Source organism: Variovorax paradoxus (genome assembly GCF_000834655.1).
Taxonomy (GTDB): domain Bacteria; phylum Pseudomonadota; class Gammaproteobacteria; order Burkholderiales; family Burkholderiaceae_C; genus Variovorax; species Variovorax paradoxus_F.
The window spans coordinates 202,999-219,921 of the sequence record NZ_JXQQ01000010.1 but is presented as its reverse complement, the minus strand read 5'-3'; the positions used below and the strand labels follow the sequence as shown (position 1 = coordinate 219,921).

Sequence of the window (16,923 nt, the reverse complement as noted above, 5' to 3'; positions counted from 1 at the left end):
CACTCGCCCGGCGGCTGCGATCTTTATTGATCGTCGTCCACCCGATGCATCCACATATCGGGAAAACCCTTGCATTTCCGCTTCCCGGAAATGACGTTTCCGGAAGCCCTATCTATTCTTACTTTTATCAAATGTATAAACTAAAAGCACTGCCATACAGACGGAGACAGGCTTGCGAAACCTCGACGAAGACAGCATTACCCGAGCGGTGATCGGCACGCATGCGAGTGCGGGCAATGCCCGGCTGCGAGAGCTGATGACCAGTCTGGTCCAGCACCTGCACGCTTTCGCCCGCGAGACTGCGCTGACCGAGGACGAGTGGTTCAAGGGCATCCAGTTCCTCACTGAAATCGGGCACATCACCACCGACAAGAGGCAGGAGTTCATCCTGCTGTCGGACACCCTGGGTCTCTCGATGCTGGTGACTGCGCTCAACAACAGGAAGCCCAAAGGTTGTACCGAATCCACCGTGTTCGGTCCCTTCCATGTTGAGGATTCCCCGCGGGTCGCCTTGGGCGGCGACGTTGCCAACGGCGCGCAGGGCGAGCCCTGTTTCGTGCGTGGAACCGTCTCCGGCCTGGACGGTCGACCAGTTTTCGGCGCCGAGTTGCAGGTGTGGCAAGCTGACGAGGCGGGCTACTACGACGTGCAGTACGGCGACAACGAGCCGCATCGCGCACGCGCCACGCTGAACGCCGATGCCGCAGGGGGCTTCCATTTCAAGACCATCCGCGCGGTGGCGTATCCGATTCCGCACGACGGCCCGGTCGGCAAGATGCTCGAGGCGCTTGGCCGCCATCCGTGGCGTCCGGCACATCTGCACTTCATGATCACGGCGCCTGGATACGAGCGGCTGATCACGCACGTCTTCCGCAATGGCGACCGCTACCTCGATTCGGACGCGGTCTTCGGCGTGCGTTCCTCGCTCATCGCGGACTGGGTCGGACACCCACCAGGCATCGCGCCCGACGGCACGCGCAGCGAGGTGCCGTTCTACACGCTGGATTTCGAATTCGTGCTCAACCCCGACGGGAGCCCGAACGCGGCGCAAGGCCCGTCGCTGCGGTCATGAGCAGCGACACAAAGACCGGAGACGCAATGACACCTTCTGATCCTCCCTTGCTGGAGTTGCGCGGCATCAGCAAACGCTTTGCCGGCGTCCAGGCCCTGGACGACGTGTCGTTCGAGCTCTACCCGGGCGAAGTGCACATGCTGCTGGGCGAAAACGGCGCAGGCAAATCCACGCTGATGAAGGTGCTGTGCGGTGCACACAAGGCCGACGCGGGCGAGTTCTTCTACCAGGGACAGCTCGTCACGATCTCCGGTGCGGCTGACGCGCAGCGGCTGGGCATTGCCGTGATCTTCCAGGAGTTCACGCTGGTTCCCTATCTGAGCGTGGCGCAGAACATCTTTCTCGGCCGGGAGCCAAAGGGCCGCCTCCCGGGCGCTGTCGACCATGTGCGGATGCGCCAGCAGGCGCGGGTGATCATGGACCAGCTAGGCATGGCGCTTCATCCCGACACCATGGTCGCCACGCTGGGAGTGGCGCAACAGCAGATGGTGGAGATCGCCAAGGCCCTGTCGCAGGACGCCCGCATCCTGGTGCTCGACGAACCGACCGCGGCGCTCTCGGACAACGAGACCGAAAAGCTGTTCCGCATGATCGACATGCTCAAGCAGCAAGGCGTGGCGATGGTGTACATCAGCCACCGCATGGCCGAGGTCTTCTCGATGGGCGACCGCATCACGGTGCTGCGCGACGGCAAGAAGGTGGGCTTCCGCATGCCCGGCGAAACCGAGCCGGACGAACTGGTGAGCCTGATGGTCGGCCGGAAGGTCGATATGTCCTACGCACGCGAGTACTGCAAGACGCCGGGCGAGCTTGCGCTGCGGATGCAGGGGGTGACAGCCCTCAGCGGGATCCACGACATCAACCTGGAGGTGCGAGCCGGCGAGATCGTCGGGTTGGCCGGCCTCGTGGGCTCCGGCCGCACCGAGGTCGCGCGCGCCGTTTTCGGCGCCGATCCCATCGCCTCCGGAAGCATCGAGATCTTCGGCCGACGCCAGAGCGGCGGGCCGTCGCACGCGCGCCGGCTGGGCGCGGCGCTCATCCCCGAAAGCCGCAAGACGCAAGGGCTCGCGCTCATGCGCTCGGTGGGTGACAACCTGGTGCTGGCAAGCCTGCCGCGATTGTTTCCGTCCGGGTGGTTCTCGCCCGCAAAGGCGGCGCGTCAGGCGCGTGAACTGATCCAGCGCATGCGCATCGCCACGGCGGGGCCGCAGCAGCGCGTGCAGGTGCTCTCGGGCGGCAACCAGCAAAAGGTCGTGATCGGCAAATGGCTGAGCGCGGAATCCAAGCTCTTCATCTTCGATGAGCCCACCCGCGGCATCGACGTCGGCGCGAAGGCCGAAATCTTCACGCTGATCGATTCGCTGGTGAAGAAGGGCGCCGCGGTGCTGATGATTTCTTCGGAGCTCGCGGAGATCGTCAACGTCTGCGACCGCACCTACGTCATGCGCGAAGGCCGCATCGCCGGTCACCTCACTCGCAGTGAGATGAATGAAGAAGCCATTTTGACTTTGGGAATGCACCATGCCTGAACTGACTGTTTCAAGCGATGCCGGCCATGGCATGCGCGAGTTGATGCACCGGCTGCGGCGCAGCGGGAGCGCCAGCGGCGCACTCATGACACTGGCCGTGCTGTGCGTGGCATTCGCACTGCTGAGCGACAACTTTCTCGACAGCGCGAACCTGCGGAACGTGGCGGTGCAATCGACCATCCTGCTGCTCATCGCATTGCCGATGACGCTGGTCATCATGACCGAGGGGCTGGACCTGTCGATGGGCGCCGTGCTCACGCTGGCCAACGTGGTGCTGGCGATGGTCGCGGTGAAGACTGGCGGGGTGGTGTTCGCACTGCTCGCGGCACTTGGCGTCGGCGCGGTCTTCGGACTGTCGAATGGGACGCTGGTTGCCCGCCTGGGCATTCCGCCGTTCGTGGCGACCTTGGGCACGCTGGGCGTGGCACAGGGTCTCGCGCTGGTCGTGACAGATGGGCAGAGCGTGGTCGGCATCCCAGATGCCGTGCAGATGTTCTACAGCGGCTCGCTGCTCGGTGTGCCGTCGCCGCTGTGGATCGCGATGGCCGCTTACCTGGTCTTTCATGTCGCGCTGTACCACACGCGTTTCGGTGCCTATGTGTTTGCGCTCGGCGGCAACCGTGAGGCCCTGGGGTTAGCGGGGGTGCGCACGCGCCTTTACCTGGTGGCTGTGTATGTCATCGGCGGACTGATGGCAGGGCTGGCTGCGCTGCTTCTGACGGCACGCATCAGCTCGGGACACCCCACCGCTGCACTAGGCATGGAGTTCGACGCCATCGCTGCGGTGGCGGTGGGCGGCACATCGTTCGAGAAGGGCAAGGGCTGGCTGCTGGGCACCCTGATCGGCGTGCTGGCCGTCGGCGTGCTGCGCAACGGTTTGAACCTGATGGGCGTCACCTCGGCCGTCCAGGTCGCTGCAATCGGATTTCTGGTGATCTTTGCGCTGATGTTCGATGCGCTCCGTGGAAAGCAGTCATGAGCCGCGCAATTCAACCCCAAACATTTGATGCGGCAGCGTCCGCCCAGGGGAGCCACCCGATGAGCACCGTCATGAAACAACCTCCGTCCTCCGCTGTCGCGATGACACCGAACGTGTTGGGCGGCCTATGGAGCTCGCTGCCGGACCCGGTGCGAAGCGTCGTCTTCCGTTTGTTGGCACTCGGTCTGCTGTGCCTCGCGCTGAGCTTGGCCAGCGATGCCTTTGTCACCGGCGCGAACATCGTGAACGTGCTGCGGCAGGCTGCGTTGCTGTTCCTGCTGGCCTCCGGCGTGACGTTGGTCATCCTCACGGCCGGCCTGGACCTTTCCGTAGGCGCCAACGTCGCCATGAGCGCCTGCCTGGCGGCCACCCTGTTGAAGTCCACGGGGTCGATCGCGCTGGCGGTGTTCGCGGGTCTGGGTTGCGGCCTGCTGATCGGCGTTGCCAACGGCCTGTTGATCACGTTGATCCGGATCCCGCCGTTCATCGCGACCTACGGAATGCTCTGGATCCTTCACGGCATCACCTACTGGTTCATGAAGGGCGAAACCATCCACGGGTTCCCGGCCGCGTTCCGGGCGGTGGGCAGCGGCCACTGGCTGGGCATTCCCATCCCGGTGTTCCTGATGATGGCCTTTCTGCTCATCGGTGTTGTCTTCGCTCAGCGCACCCGATGGGGCCAGGAGATCTATGCGGTGGGTGCCAACCCCGAAGCCGCGCGTCTGTCCGGCGTGCCGGTGAAGCGCCGCCTCGTGTTGGTGTACGCCGTCAGCGGCGCCATGGCCGGTCTGGCCAGCCTGATCTTCCTGGCGCGGCTGAATTCAGCTGAAGGCGACATCGGTGAAGCGCTGACCCTTCCGGCAATCGCGGCCGTGCTGATCGGCGGCACCTCCCTGTTCGGTGGCGTGGGATCGGTGTTCGGAACACTGATCGGTGCGCTCATCCTGACCCTCGTGCTCAACGGCATGAATCTGCTCGCGATCAATGCCAACTGGCAGCCCGTTATCACGGGCGTGATCGTGGTGGCAGCGGTATTTCTAGACAACCTTACCCGTCAAGGAGACAAGCGATGAAAGCAAATATGAAGATGGTCGCCAGCTGCGTGCTGGCGGTGATTGCAGTCTGTGGGGCAGCGCCCAGTCTTGCGCAAAGCGGCGAACGTATTGCGGTGTTCACCAAGAACCAGACCAACCCGTTCTTCCAGGCGGTGCGACTGGGCGCCGATTCGGCCGCGAAGCAGCTGAACGCCAAGGTTACCCACTACGTGCCGACAAAGCCGGACAGCATTCCGGAGCAGATGAGCCAGGTCGAAGACGTGATCGTCAAGAAGCCCGACGCCATCGTCTTCACCCCGGTCGACTACAAGGCCATGGTGCCGGCCGTCGCCAAGATCAACGGCGCAAAGATCCCGGTGGTGAACGTCACCGACCGAAGCGACAGCGGCAGCTTCGTCGCGTTCGTGGGCGCCAGCGACTACAAGCTCGGGTTGGAGACGGGCCGGTACCTGATCAAGGCCATGGGCGGCAAGGGCAACCTGGTGGTGCTCGAAGGCGTCAAGGGCGCGCTCACGAGCATCGACCGCGTGCGGGGCCTCAACGAGGCCGTCAAGGAAGCGCCGGGCATCAAGTGGATCGCATCGCAGCCGGGCAACTACCAGCGCCTGCAGGCACTGCAGGTGATGGAGAACCTGATGCAGTCGCATCCGAAGATCGATGGCGTCTTCGCTGCCAACGACGCCATGGCGGCAGGTGCCATCGAAGCCCTCGACGGTGCAAACCGCAAGGCACTGGTGGTCGGCATCAACGGCACCAAGGAAGCAATCGACGCCATCAAGTCCGGAAAGATGCTGGCCACCGGCGACTACAACGGCTTCATGCAAGGGTGCATGGCCGTGATGACCGCGGTGCGCGATCTGCGCAAGCTGCCGGTCCAGAAGGAAATCGTTTTCCCCGCCACGGTGATCGACAAGACCAACTACCAGCAGGGCGAGACGCCCGTCGAATCCCGCAGCTGCCCCAAGTGGGAAGACGCCGTCAAGACCTGATTCAGAGCCATCCAGGAGAACCCCGTGTTATTCGCATTCCACTTGATCGACCGCCCGGACGCAGCCGACTTGCGCCAGCGCGTGCGCCCCGAGCACAAGACCTACCTCGCAGCCGTGGCCGATCGCATTGCCTTCGCCGGGCCGCTGACCGAAGACGACGGCAAGACGATGATCGGCAGCTTGCTGGTCATCGACTTCGAGGACCGCGCCGCCGCCATGCGCTGGGTGGCCGACGAGCCTTTCACCAAAGCCGGCCTGTACCAGACCGTGTCGGTGTTGCCCTTCACCAACCTGTGGCCGCAAAAGGCCGGCTTTCCCCCGGCCTGACCCCATGACGATCAAGCACATCGTCATGTGGACCCTGCGTGGCGAGTCGCCGCAGGAGAAGGCGCATGCCATCGAATTCCTGCGCAGCAGATTCGAGGGCCTCCGCGGCCAGATCCCGGGGATGTTGCAGCTGGAGGTGGGTGTGGACTCGAGCCGCGTGGGCTACGCATGCGATGTGGTGCTCTACAGCGTCTTCGACAGCCAGGAGTCGCTCGCCTCCTATGCCACGCATCCCGCGCACCTGCGGGTGCGCGACGAACTCGGCGATCTGCGCATCAGCCGCCATCAGGTGGACTACGCCGTGGGTGAGGCGGCGTGAATCCATCCGCAACTGAACCTCGACGCTCCGATGAACAAGCCTGACATCATCCAACCGCACGCAACATCGCGTGCTTCCGAACGCAACTTCATCTTCGCCGCGCAGTCGTCGCGCGTGGTGTTCGCCCCGGGTAGCCTGCAGCGACTCCCGGAAGAGGTCGAAGCGCTCGGCGCGCGGTGCGCCCTGGTGCTTTGCACGCCGCAGCAGGTCGTGATGGCGCAAGCCGCATCGGCTCTGCTGGGTTCTGCGAGTGCGGGTGTCTTCAGCGGGGCCGAGATGCACGTGCCGATCGATTCGGCCTGGCGGGCAAGGCGCCATGCCAGCCAAGTCGGCGCGGACTGCATGGTGGCGATCGGCGGCGGGTCCACGATCGGTCTCGGCAAGGCCATTGCGCTGCAGTCGAGGCTGCCGATCATCGCGGTACCGACCACCTACGCCGGCTCCGAGATGACGCCGATCTACGGCATCACCGAGGCTGGCGTGAAGAAGACAGGGCGCGACCTGCGCGTGTTGCCCCGCACCGTGCTGTACGACCCGGAGCTGTCGCAGCACCTGCCCGTCGGCATGTCCGTGGTCAGCGGCATCAATGCAATCGCTCACGCCGCCGAAGGGCTGTACGCGCAGGACGGCAACCCGGTCATGTCGCTGATGGCGGAAGAGGGCATCCGCGCCCTGGCGCAGGGCCTGCGCGGCATTCATCGCGCGCCCGCGGACATGGCGGCGCGCAGCGCCTGCCTCTACGGCGCGTGGTTGTGCGGCTCGGTGCTGGGCCATGTCGGCATGTCGCTGCATCACAAGCTGTGCCACACGCTGGGCGGGAGCTTCAACTTGCCGCATGCGGAAACGCACACGGTGGTGCTGCCGCATGCGTTGGCCTACAACGCGTCGGCCGCGCCGCAGACCATGGCCCGCATCGCTGCCGCGCTCGGTGCGCCGGATGCAGCCACCGGCGTGTTCGACCTGGCGCGTGAGCTGGGTGCGCCCACGGCGTTGCACGACATCGGCATGCCCGAGGACGGCCTGCCGCGCGTGCTGGAGCTGGCGCTCTCCAACCCCTACTGGAACCCCCGCCCACTCGAAGCCGGTGCACTGAAGCAACTGCTCGAGAACGCCTGGGCGGGCGTGCGACCGGGACGCTGACCCGCATGGACCACGACTTCCTCATCGTCGGCGGCGGCACTGCAGGCGCGGTCATCGCGTCGCGCCTCTCGGAAAACCCCGCGCACCGCGTCGTGCTGCTGGAGGCGGGCGACGACATCCTGCCGGGCCGTGAGCCGGCGGACATCCAAGACCCTTTTCCCGCGTCCACCCTCAACCCGAACTACTTCTGGGACGGCCTCACGGCGACGGCGCGCGACGGTGGCACGCCCGCACGGTATCCGCAGGCGCGGGTGATGGGGGGCGGCTCGAGCATCAACGGCTTGTTCGCGTTGCGTGGCGTGCCTTCCGACTACGCGCGTTGGCGCGCGGCCGGGGCACGGGGCTTCTCGTGGGATGCCGTGCTGCCGTACTTCCGCAAGGTCGAAGACGACCGCGACCGGCGCGATGGCGCCGGCAACCCGCACGCCATCGTCCGCACACCGAAGGCCGAGTGGCCGGCCTTCGTGCGCGCGATGGAGCAGGCAGCGCACAGCGCGGGCCTGCCCTTCGTGCCCGACATCAACGAGCAACCGGGAGATGGCTTCTTCGCCATGCCCAATGCCATCGATGCCGAAGCGCGTGTCACCACGCCGGGCTGCTATCTGACGGCCAACGTGCGCGCGCGGCCCAACCTGCAGATCGTGCCCAACACCCAGGTCACCCGGCTGCGCATGAGCGGCACCACGGTGACGGGCGTCGATGCCATTCGGGGCGGCGTCGCCGTCCAGTACCAGGCACGTCATGTCGTCGTCTGCGCCGGCGGCATCCATTCGCCGGCCTTGCTGCTGCGCTCCGGCATCGGGCCCGCCGCCGACCTGGCCGCGTTGGGCATCCCGACGGCGGTGGACCGTCCCGGCGTGGGCCGCAACCTGCAGAACCATCCGTACATGTTCTTCGCCCTCACGCTGCCACGCGGCAAGCGTGTGGCCGCCGGCTTGCGGCGCTTCGCCGTCGCGGGCGTGCGCGCCTCGTCGCGCCGGCCCGGTGCGCCCGAGGGCGACCTGTTCACCTTCGCGCTGGGGCGGGTGAGTGGTGAGTCTTTCGGACCCGATTTCTCGCTAGTGGGCAGTGCCTTGTATGCGCCCAAGTCGCGCGGTTATGTGCGACTCCAGAGTGCCGATCCGCTGGTTCACCCGGACATCAACTTCCGCTTCCTTTCCGATCCCGACGACGCGCCGCGCATGGTCCAGGCCGCGCGGCTGACCGAACGCCTGTTGCGCGATCCGCGTGTGGCTGCCGAGTACCACGAAGCCTTCCTGCTTCCCGGTGCATTGGCAATCAGCCAGTTCAATCGCCCTGGGCTGGCGGGCAAGGTGCTGTCGCTGGCGGCGGAGATGGCAGCCAATTCGCCGGGCCTGCTGCGCCGCACGATCTTCGGCCGCGCGTTCAAGAGCGGGGCGCCTGCTGCGCACAGCGGTGGCGGGCGTGTCATTTCCGATGAGGAGATCCTGTCGTCCCTCTCGCCCATGGGCCACCCGGTCGGCACCTGCGCCATGTGCGAGGAGGGCGACCCGCTCGCGGTGGTGGACGATGCCTTCCGTGTCCACGGCGCCCGCCACCTGTTCGTGGCCGATGCCTCGGTGATGCCGTCCATCACCAGTGCCAACACCAACCTTCCCACGCTGATGCTGGCCGAGATGGCGGCGCAGCGCATCAGCAGCACCTCCACACGTCACTGAGGACTTCACATGTTCAATTACTTCAAGGTCTACTCCTGGAACCTCGCCCTGTCGATGGCGCTGGACGCGGGCGCCAACATGGACGAGATCGACCGCGCCTGCTGCGCCCTGCGCGACGTGGAAGACGACTCGGCCCATGCCAATGACTACTTCCAGGCCTGGGCCGGTGCGGGCGCGAAACTGGCCCAGGCCGCGGCCGTTGACGAGAAGACCGGGCACCTGCTTTCGGCGGGCGAGAAGTACCGCCGCGCCTGTGTCATGTACATCACGGCGGAGCGCATTCCGGCGCACGACCATCCCCCGCGCCTGGCCGCCTACGACGAGCTGCTGTGGACCTTCCGCAAGTTCGTCGAATGCGCTGGCGCGAATTGCGAGAAGGTGTCCGTGCCCTTCGGCGATTCGTTCCTCCCCGCGCTGATGGTGTCGGTCGGTAGCGCCGACCAGCCCGCCCCCTGCATCGTCCATTTCAACGGGCTCGACGGCGTCAAGGAATACCTGTACCTGTGCGGCCTGCCTGCGCTGCTGTCGCAGCGCGGCGTGTCCATCCTGCTGGTGGACAACCCCGGCGTGGGCGAGGCGCTGCGCAAGAACGGCCTGCACAACGCGCCGGAAGCCGAGATCCCGGCAGGCGCGTGTGTCGACCACCTGGAAACCCGCGCCGACGTCGACAAGACACGCATCGGGATGATGGCCCTGAGCCTGGGCGGCTACCACGCACCCCGGGCCACCGCCTTCGAGCCGCGCTTTGCCTGCTGCGTGGCCTGGGGTGCGAACCATGACTGGCCCACGCGCTTTCGCAAGCGCGTGGCCGGCACCCTGCAGGCCCAGAACTCGGTGCCCCACTACATGGCCCACAACATGTGGGTTCTGGGCAAGAACAGCATCGAGGAATGCGCCGAGGTCATCGACCGCTTCTCCCTCGACGGCGTGGTGGAGCGGATCCGCGTGCCCATCTACATCACCCATGGCGAGGATGACCGCCAGATTTCCGTCGCGGAAGCCCGCAGGACCTACGACGGCTGCGTGAACTCGCCCCGCAGGGAACTGCGCATCTTCACCGCCGAGGAAGGCGGAGAACAGCACTGCAGCATCGGGAACATGAGCCTGGCGACGAACGCCATGGCGGACTGGATCGCCGATGTCCTGAAGACCGTTTGATCACAGCAAAAAAGGAGACCTCCATGTCCAGAAGAAATTTCATTTCCTCCCTCACCGGCGCAGCTTTGGCGGCAGCGCTCATTCCGGGCGCAGCCTTTGCCCAGGCCGATGTGATCCGCATCGTCGTCCCCATCGGCGCCGGCAACCCCTTTGATACCGGGGCACGCGCGTTAGCCGACGGCCTGGCCAAGGTCACAGGCAAGACCGTGATCGTCGACAACAAGCCGGGAGCGGGCGGGCGTATCGGCACTGCGGAAGTGGCCCGTGCCAAGCCCGATGGGCTCACGCTGCTGTACACCACGGCGGGCCACGCCACCAATGCGGGCCTGTACAGCAACCTGTCCTATGACCCGGTGAAGGACTTCACGCCGATCACCATCGTGGGTAAGTCCTCGGGCTTCGTGCTGCTGGTGCAGGCCGACTCGCCCTTCAAGACCATCCAGGATCTGATCGCCGCAGCTAAGGCGAAGCCCGACCAGATCAGCTATGGATCTTTCGGCAATGGCAACACCACGCACATCATCGGCGCGATGTTCGCCCGCGCGGCCAATCTCAAGCTGATCCATGTGCCCTACAAGTCGCCGCTGACTGACTTCCTGGGCGGCCACGTGAACATGGTCTTTATGGGCACGTCGACCGTGATTCCGCTGCTCAAGGACGGCCGGGTGCGGGCACTGGCGATTTCGTCGGAAGAACCGGATCCGGATCTGCCCGGCGTGCCCACCTTCCGTCAGTTGGGCTTCAAGGACGTGGACGTGCCCGCCTGGTCCGGAATGCTGGCCCCGCGTGGCATGGCCGACGACAAGCTGCAGGCCCTGTACAAGCAGATCGGAGAAGCGGTCAAGCAGCAGGCCTATCAGGACAACCTGAAGCTCACTCACGGCAAGGTGGTGATGTCGACGCCGCAGGATTTCAGGAAGCAACTGGAAGCCGAGGTCGTTCGCTTCAAGAAGGAACTGCCCGAGCTGGGTATCAAGGGCGAATGATGAAAGTGCATCTGATCGGGGCAGGCAAGATGGGCCTGCCGATGGGCAAGCACCTCGTCGCGGCAGGCCATGCAGTGACCGTCGAAGACCTCAGCGAAGAACGACTGAAGGCGTCCGTTGCATCGGGCATGGTGGCGGTGCAGGGCGCGGTGGGCATCGCCGAGGCGGATGTGGTGCTGTCGTCCCTGCCACACGACGACGCGCTGTGGCATGTCGCGCAGGAAGTCGTTCGCCATGCGAGGCCGGGAACGGTCTACATCGACACCAGCACGGTGTCGCCGACCGTGTCCGCACGGGTGGCCGACCTGTTGGCGAGCCAGCAGATCGTCTACCTGCGCACCACCGTGTCCGGCAACAACCACATGGCCGACGCAGCGCAACTGACGCTGCTGGTCTCGGGCCCGAAGGACGCCTACGAACGAATGCTGCCGCTGCTCGCGCGCTTCGGCCCCCAGCAGTACTGGCTGGGGGACGGCGAGCAGTCCCGCCTGATGAAGCTGGTGGTCAACCTGATGATCGCGCAGACCAGTGCCATGCTGGCCGAATCGCTCACGCTGGGCGAGAAGGGCGGCCTGCGCTGGGAAGACATGTGGGAAGTACTCACGCACAGCGCCGTGGCCTCGCCCATCGTCAAGGCCAAGTCCGCGCAGCTGGCGCGGCGGGACTACACGCCCACCTTCACCGTCCTGCAGATGAGCAAGGACGTGGGCCTGATCCTCGATGAAGCCCAGCGGCTGAAGGTGGCATTGCCGCAGACAGCCATGACCCAGCAGGCCTTGCATTCGGCTGCGGCCAACGGCGATGCGGACGCGGACTATGCGGCGGTCATCCGCTGCGCCGAGCGGGCGGCGGGGCTGGCCTGAGGGCCTTGCCCGAACTCCGAACCACCGACCACAGCGCACGCTGAGCTTCTCGAAGCGCTGCCAGCGCTTCGAGGGGATCGGTGCGCGTGGACTGACAAGAACAACCCTAGGAGACACGAAAGAATGAGCACACAACGAGAAGTCGAATTCCTGAGCCAAGGCATCAAGCTGCGCGGCGACCTGGTGGTTGCCCGACAGCCCCGGGCCCTTTCCCCTGCTGGTCATGGGCGGGGGCTGGTGCTATGTGAAAGAGATCGTCATGCCGCACTACGCCAAGGCTATCGTCGGCAAGGGCGTGGCGGTGCTGATGTTCGACTACCGCTGCATGGGCGCCAGCGAGGGCATGCCACGCCAGCACATCGACCCGGCAGCACAGATCGAGGACTACAAGAGCGCCATCACCTTCGGCGAGACGCTGCCCGAGATCGATGCCGATCGCATCGGCGTGTGGGGCATCTCCTATGCGGGCGGCCACGTGCTGGTGGTGGGCGCGACCGATCCGCGCGTGAAGTGCGTGATCTCCAACATCCCCGTGGTCGACGGCTACGAGAACATGCGCCGTGTGCATGGCTCGCAACGCTTCCACGAACTGACCGAGCTGTTCCTTGCCGACCGCCGCGAGCGCACCCTGGCGGGCACGGCCGGTGGGCGCATGCCCATGTCGTCGCTCACGCCGTTCACGGAACTGAGCACTTGGCCCTTCCCCTCGATCCACACGATCTTCCACGACATCAAGGCGCGCGAAGCGCCGCGCCACGAGCATTGGAGCACCATCGAATCGACGGAGCTGCTGCTGTCCTACAACGTCGCACCGTCTGCCAAGCGGCTGTACGACACGCCCACGCTGATGATCGTGGCCGAGGGGGATGAGATCACGCTGTGGGACCTGGAGATCGCCGTGTTCAACAGCATCCCCAGCGCACGCAAGCAACTGGCGGTGCTGCCCAAGGTGTCGCACATGAGCCTGTATGCCAAGCAGGATGATCTGGCGGTGGCCGGCGGACTGGCGGCGGATTTCGCCGCCAGGCAACTCGGGGGGAATGCCGCATGACAGCAGCAGAGTTCCCTCAATCGGCTCGGCGTCTGGTTGCGGACCTCATGGTCTTTGTCGTGCGGCGGCCCAAGGCGGCCATCTGAAACAAGGGAGACACCGTGGACTACACCACTGACATTCGCGACGGCATGGCCATCGACTGGGACGTGCCGATCGAAATGGACGACAGCAACGTCCTGCGCGCCGACGTCTTCCGGCCCCTCGCGCCGGGCACATACCCCGTCCTCATGACCCACGGCCCCTACGGCAAGGGCTTGTCCTTCCAGGAGGGCTACAAGACGCCGTGGGACCTGATGGCCGCGCGCTACCCGGACGCGCTTGAAGGATCGACCAACCAGTACCAGTCGTGGGAGGTGTGCGACCCCGAGAAGTGGGTGCCGGACGGCTACGTGGTCGTGCGCGTCGATTCGCGCGGCGCAGGGCGCTCACCGGGTTTCATCGATCACTTCTCGGCGCGCGAGAACCAGGACTATTACCAGTGCATCGAATGGGCAGGGGTGCAACCCTGGTCGAACGGGAAGGTGGGCCTGAACGGCATCTCGTACTACGGGGCCGGCCAGTGGATCGTTGCGGGCATGCAGCCGCCGCACCTGGCTGCGATTTGTCCGTGGGAAGGTTTCTGCGATGCCTACCGCGAGTCGGCGTTTCATGGCGGCATCCGTTGTTCCTTCGGCAAGAACTGGCAGGAACTCCAGGTCAGGAGCGTCCAGCACGGGCGCGCGGGCGGGGCGGTCAGCAAGATCACGGGGAAGCCCGTGTGCGGCGACGAGGTGTTCAGCGAAGAGACGCTCAAAGCCAACCGGGCGGATGTCGCGGGCCGCTCCGCAGCGCACCCGTATGACGATGCGCTCTATGCGCAGGGCCGGGCGAAGCTGGACCAGGTGACGGTGCCCGTTCTTTCCGCTGGCAACTGGGGCGGGCAGGGCCTGCACCTGCGTGGCAACGTCGAGGGCTTCCTGGGGGCCGCGTCAGAACAGAAATGGCTGGAGCTGCATGGCAATGAGCACTGGACGCTGTTCTATGCCAAATACGGTGTGGACTTGCAAAAGCAGTTCTTCGGCCACTTCCTGAAGGGCGAGGACAACGGCTGGGACCAGCGCCCGCCCCTCCTGCTGAACGTGCGCCACGTGGACAAGTTCGTCCAGCGCGCCGAGAACGAATGGCCATTGGCGCGCACGCAATGGACGAAGATGCACCTCGATCTGGAAGGCAAGGCCCTGTCGTCCACGCCCTCTGGCAAGGCAGGCACTGCGAGCTTCGACGCGACGCGCAACGGTGGCATCCGCTTCATGTCGGCGCCCTTCGAACAAGAGACGGAGATCACCGGCCCGCTGGCCTGCAAGCTCTTCGTCTCGTCGTCGACCACCGACGCAGACATCTTCCTTGTCCTGCACCTGTTCGACCCCGAGGGCAAGGAGAAGGTGTTCCAGGGCGCGCTCGATCCGATGACCTCGGTGGGCAAGGGCTGGCTGCGCGCATCGCGGCGCGAACTGGATCCGGCGCGCAGCCTGCCGTACCGTCCTTTCCACGCCCATCAGCGCGATCTGCCGCTGGTCCCGGGCCAGCCGGTGGAACTAGATGTGGAGATCTGGCCGACCAGCATCGTGGTGCCTGGGGGTTGGCGCATCGGCCTGACCGTGCAGGGCAAGGACTACGAACAGGAAGGACCGGTGAGCCAGTTGTCGAACGTGAAGAACCCCATGAAGGGATGCGGCCCCTTCCTGCACGACGATCCCGAAGACCGCTCCCCGGCCATCTTCGGCGGCCAGACCACGTTGCACGCGGGCGAGGGGATGCAGCCGCACTTGCTGTTGCCCATCGTTCCGCTACGCTGAATTCTTCTTCGAAGAGGTGAACGATGAATGACACCCTGGACATCAGAATCGACGGAACCCAGGTGACGTCTGCACAGGTCGAAGACTGGGAGGCTCGCCGTGCGCGGGTCATCTTGCCGAAGCTTCGGCGGATGCTCAAGCGCGAGGCGAGCGTCCAGCCTCTGCCCAACGATCTCGCATCATTGCGCGCCGAGTTGCTGCGGCTCAAGGAGGAATGCGGTCGCCAGGGCTTGCGTGACGGGCTGAGCGGCGGTATCGGCATCACGGGGTTCGTCTCGAAGCTCACAGGCTTCATTTCGGGCGGACGTCGCAAGCAGTGCGTGACGGAGGTGAGGGTGCCGCGGTGCAGCGCGAAGCAGATCTTCGACACCATCGACGACCTGATGCGAAACGACACGCTGGCCAATCGGCAGAGCAACCTGTTGGCATGCCCCGACCACTATGTGCTGGAGCCTCGCGGCGACACGCTGGAAGTCATCGAGACCACGGGAGGCTCGCCTTTCCCGGCCCGGTTCTTCATGCGGTTCGACGACGAATCCGGCGTGAAGACGCCGCGCGATCCGGCCTATCCCTATCAATCCGTCGGCACGGCGCGCCTGATAGATGGGACGGCCTTGGGTGGCGTCCGGCACCAGATGCGTGACGACGGGGACGGCGCGCTGGTGCGGCTGATGGTCGAGTTCCCCTCGGCAGTGGCGCAGCACATGATCCGAGAACATCAGTGGCACCTCGCCTGCGAGTTCTCGCATTGGCTCCGAGAGGCTATGAAGGCTGCGGAACGAGCGACTTGAATCCGGCGGAGAGGAAGGGGAGCATTCGCTTGAAGACCTCTTCGACGTCGCTTGCCTTGATCTGGCCGAACGACAAGTGCTCGACCCGGCCCGGCTCGGCCACGGTGGCGACCATGGCCCCGACCATGAAGCTGAAGGCGTAGTAGAGGTCCTTCTGCGGCATGCCGGGGAAGGTCCGCTCGAACTCGTTCAGGTACTGCCTGGCGACAGGGTCGTAGTGCTCGCTGAGGACTTTCGAGAACTCCGGTGAGTTCGCATGGCGGGCGACGAAGAGCGAGTAGTTCTTCCACCCCTTGCCGCCGGCCACGCTTCGCTCGACGAAGGGCCACACATAGCCCGACACGAGGTCTTCCACTGGCAGGGCCCCGCCTTGCACCCGGGCCCGCGCCGCATCGAGCGCAAGAATCCGTTCGTGCGCCATGTAGGCAGCGCGGCGCTTGATCACGGTGCTGAAGAGCACGTCCTTCGTGCCGAAATGGTAGGTGACGAGCGCGATGCCGGACCCGATCACCTCGGCCACGTCGCGCATGGATGTGCCGTGAAAACCATGGGCCGCGAACAGTTCCTCGGCCGCATCCAGTATTCGTTCACGGGTTCCCTCGCCATCGCGGCGTGTGTTCGCGCGCGCGATGCCCGGCTGACGCGCAGGGGCGGCTTGGGTTTGCGCGGGCTTGGGCTTGAGCGCCCGTGGGAGCGCTTTCATGGACACGCGGCGAATGGGGGAGGGGGAAGGATATCGAGCACAGTCTGTTCATCTGTCCAATCTGGCTTCGAGTCTACCTTCGGCAGTCCCGCCAGTTGATCGTTGGCTTTGGATGCAGTGACTGCTCTGTGGTGGCAGAACAAGGTCGCAGCGGCATCGGCCAAAAAGACCGTCCTGATTTTGATGCAGAGAGATCTCGCTCTGAGCCCCGTAGCCGAGCCCACGAACCCGGCGTCGGATGTTGGCCTCAATGCAGACTTCCGGGGCTCCAAGCCCGACGACGGCAATCGCTGCAAAGCAGTCCTCAGCCCTCGCGCATCGAAAGACCGCATCGGGCCCCAAGCAGCCACTCATCGAGCTGTCGGCACCAGCCCGCTGATAAGAGCCTGTCAGCAATCGTCAAGCTCACAAAGTTCTCTCAAAATGAGTGATGTTCGTCGTGAG

Annotated in this window: 16 protein-coding genes; 15 read left to right on the top strand and 1 reads right to left on the bottom strand. The window is 65.2% G+C overall.

The window, feature by feature from the left end; translation table 11 throughout:
• Positions 1 to 172 precede the first annotated feature (172 nt).
• From RT97_RS05705 to RT97_RS05635, 15 genes are all read left to right on the top strand, one after another.
• Positions 173 to 1,072: an intradiol ring-cleavage dioxygenase gene (locus RT97_RS05705; RefSeq protein ID WP_042577787.1), complete on the top strand. Its 900-nt coding sequence runs from the start codon at positions 173 to 175 to the stop codon at positions 1,070 to 1,072.
• Between the two features lie 26 nt (positions 1,073 to 1,098).
• On the top strand, positions 1,099 to 2,601 hold the full coding sequence (locus tag RT97_RS05700) for a sugar ABC transporter ATP-binding protein (RefSeq protein ID WP_253278144.1): 1,503 nt from the start codon (positions 1,099 to 1,101) through the stop codon (positions 2,599 to 2,601).
• Entirely contained in the window at positions 2,594 to 3,580 is a 987-nt protein-coding gene (locus RT97_RS05695) for an ABC transporter permease (protein WP_253278143.1), read from the top strand. The genes RT97_RS05700 and RT97_RS05695 overlap by 8 nt, the downstream gene beginning before the upstream one ends.
• Before the next feature lie 59 nt (positions 3,581 to 3,639).
• A complete protein-coding gene (locus tag RT97_RS05690) occupies positions 3,640 to 4,653 on the top strand; it encodes an ABC transporter permease (RefSeq protein ID WP_080898186.1) in 1,014 nt (337 codons plus the stop codon).
• A complete protein-coding gene (locus tag RT97_RS05685) occupies positions 4,650 to 5,624 on the top strand; it encodes a sugar ABC transporter substrate-binding protein (RefSeq protein ID WP_042577784.1) in 975 nt (324 codons plus the stop codon). Before RT97_RS05690 ends, RT97_RS05685 begins: the two co-directional genes overlap by 4 nt.
• Positions 5,625 to 5,648: 24 nt before the next feature.
• Positions 5,649 to 5,951: a YciI family protein gene (locus tag RT97_RS05680; protein ID WP_042577783.1), complete on the top strand. Its 303-nt coding sequence runs from the start codon at positions 5,649 to 5,651 to the stop codon at positions 5,949 to 5,951.
• Positions 5,952 to 5,955: 4 nt separating this feature from the next.
• Complete coding sequence (locus RT97_RS05675; protein WP_042577782.1) at positions 5,956 to 6,270, top strand: Dabb family protein; 315 nt, start codon at positions 5,956 to 5,958, stop codon at positions 6,268 to 6,270.
• A 30-nt stretch (positions 6,271 to 6,300) separates the two neighbouring features.
• The gene (locus RT97_RS05670) at positions 6,301 to 7,410 is read left to right on the top strand and encodes a maleylacetate reductase (RefSeq protein WP_042577781.1); all 1,110 of its coding nucleotides are present in this window, start codon (positions 6,301 to 6,303) and stop codon (positions 7,408 to 7,410) included.
• A 5-nt stretch (positions 7,411 to 7,415) separates the two neighbouring features.
• A complete protein-coding gene (locus tag RT97_RS05665; RefSeq protein ID WP_042577780.1) occupies positions 7,416 to 9,089 on the top strand; it encodes a GMC family oxidoreductase in 1,674 nt (557 codons plus the stop codon).
• A 9-nt stretch (positions 9,090 to 9,098) separates the two neighbouring features.
• Positions 9,099 to 10,247 carry an alpha/beta hydrolase family protein gene (locus RT97_RS05660; RefSeq protein WP_042577779.1) on the top strand — a complete coding sequence of 383 codons (1,149 nt, stop codon included), beginning with the start codon at positions 9,099 to 9,101 and terminating at the stop codon, positions 10,245 to 10,247.
• A 23-nt stretch (positions 10,248 to 10,270) separates the two neighbouring features.
• Positions 10,271 to 11,233, top strand: a complete 963-nt coding sequence (locus RT97_RS05655; protein WP_042577778.1) for a Bug family tripartite tricarboxylate transporter substrate binding protein — start codon at positions 10,271 to 10,273, stop codon at positions 11,231 to 11,233.
• Positions 11,233 to 12,096 (top strand): NAD(P)-dependent oxidoreductase, encoded by an 864-nt coding sequence (locus RT97_RS05650; protein WP_042577777.1) that lies wholly within the window; start codon positions 11,233 to 11,235, stop codon positions 12,094 to 12,096. Before RT97_RS05655 ends, RT97_RS05650 begins: the two co-directional genes overlap by 1 nt.
• Positions 12,097 to 12,319: 223 nt before the next feature.
• Positions 12,320 to 13,147, top strand: a complete 828-nt coding sequence (locus tag RT97_RS05645; protein ID WP_253278159.1) for an alpha/beta hydrolase — start codon at positions 12,320 to 12,322, stop codon at positions 13,145 to 13,147.
• A 101-nt stretch (positions 13,148 to 13,248) separates the two neighbouring features.
• Positions 13,249 to 14,985: a CocE/NonD family hydrolase gene (locus tag RT97_RS05640; RefSeq protein ID WP_367379255.1), complete on the top strand. Its 1,737-nt coding sequence runs from the start codon at positions 13,249 to 13,251 to the stop codon at positions 14,983 to 14,985.
• 23 nt (positions 14,986 to 15,008) lie between these two features.
• Complete coding sequence (locus tag RT97_RS05635; protein WP_052810566.1) at positions 15,009 to 15,776, top strand: hypothetical protein; 768 nt, start codon at positions 15,009 to 15,011, stop codon at positions 15,774 to 15,776.
• On the opposite strand, the gene RT97_RS05630 is transcribed toward RT97_RS05635, so the two are convergent.
• Complete coding sequence (locus RT97_RS05630; protein WP_080898185.1) at positions 15,748 to 16,479, bottom strand: TetR/AcrR family transcriptional regulator; 732 nt, start codon at positions 16,477 to 16,479, stop codon at positions 15,748 to 15,750. The genes RT97_RS05635 and RT97_RS05630 overlap by 29 nt on opposite strands.
• Between the last annotated feature and the right edge of the window lie 444 nt (positions 16,480 to 16,923).

Excerpts from the sequence above, each read along its gene's own strand:
- RT97_RS05700 (WP_253278144.1), top strand. The coding sequence starts at position 1,099 with ATGACACCTTCTGATCCTCCCTTGCTGGAGTTGCGCGGCATCAGCAAA.
- RT97_RS05695 (WP_253278143.1), top strand. The coding sequence starts at position 2,594 with ATGCCTGAACTGACTGTTTCAAGCGATGCCGGCCATGGCATGCGCGAG.
- RT97_RS05690 (WP_080898186.1), top strand. The coding sequence starts at position 3,640 with ATGAGCACCGTCATGAAACAACCTCCGTCCTCCGCTGTCGCGATGACA.
- RT97_RS05685 (WP_042577784.1), top strand. The coding sequence starts at position 4,650 with ATGAAAGCAAATATGAAGATGGTCGCCAGCTGCGTGCTGGCGGTGATT.
- RT97_RS05675 (WP_042577782.1), top strand. The coding sequence starts at position 5,956 with ATGACGATCAAGCACATCGTCATGTGGACCCTGCGTGGCGAGTCGCCG.
- RT97_RS05670 (WP_042577781.1), top strand. The coding sequence starts at position 6,301 with ATGAACAAGCCTGACATCATCCAACCGCACGCAACATCGCGTGCTTCC.
- RT97_RS05665 (WP_042577780.1), top strand. The coding sequence starts at position 7,416 with ATGGACCACGACTTCCTCATCGTCGGCGGCGGCACTGCAGGCGCGGTC.
- RT97_RS05660 (WP_042577779.1), top strand. The coding sequence starts at position 9,099 with ATGTTCAATTACTTCAAGGTCTACTCCTGGAACCTCGCCCTGTCGATG.
- RT97_RS05655 (WP_042577778.1), top strand. The coding sequence starts at position 10,271 with ATGTCCAGAAGAAATTTCATTTCCTCCCTCACCGGCGCAGCTTTGGCG.
- RT97_RS05650 (WP_042577777.1), top strand. The coding sequence starts at position 11,233 with ATGAAAGTGCATCTGATCGGGGCAGGCAAGATGGGCCTGCCGATGGGC.
- RT97_RS05645 (WP_253278159.1), top strand. The coding sequence starts at position 12,320 with ATGGGCGGGGGCTGGTGCTATGTGAAAGAGATCGTCATGCCGCACTAC.
- RT97_RS05635 (WP_052810566.1), top strand. The coding sequence starts at position 15,009 with ATGAATGACACCCTGGACATCAGAATCGACGGAACCCAGGTGACGTCT.
- RT97_RS05630 (WP_080898185.1), bottom strand. The coding sequence starts at position 16,479 with ATGAAAGCGCTCCCACGGGCGCTCAAGCCCAAGCCCGCGCAAACCCAA.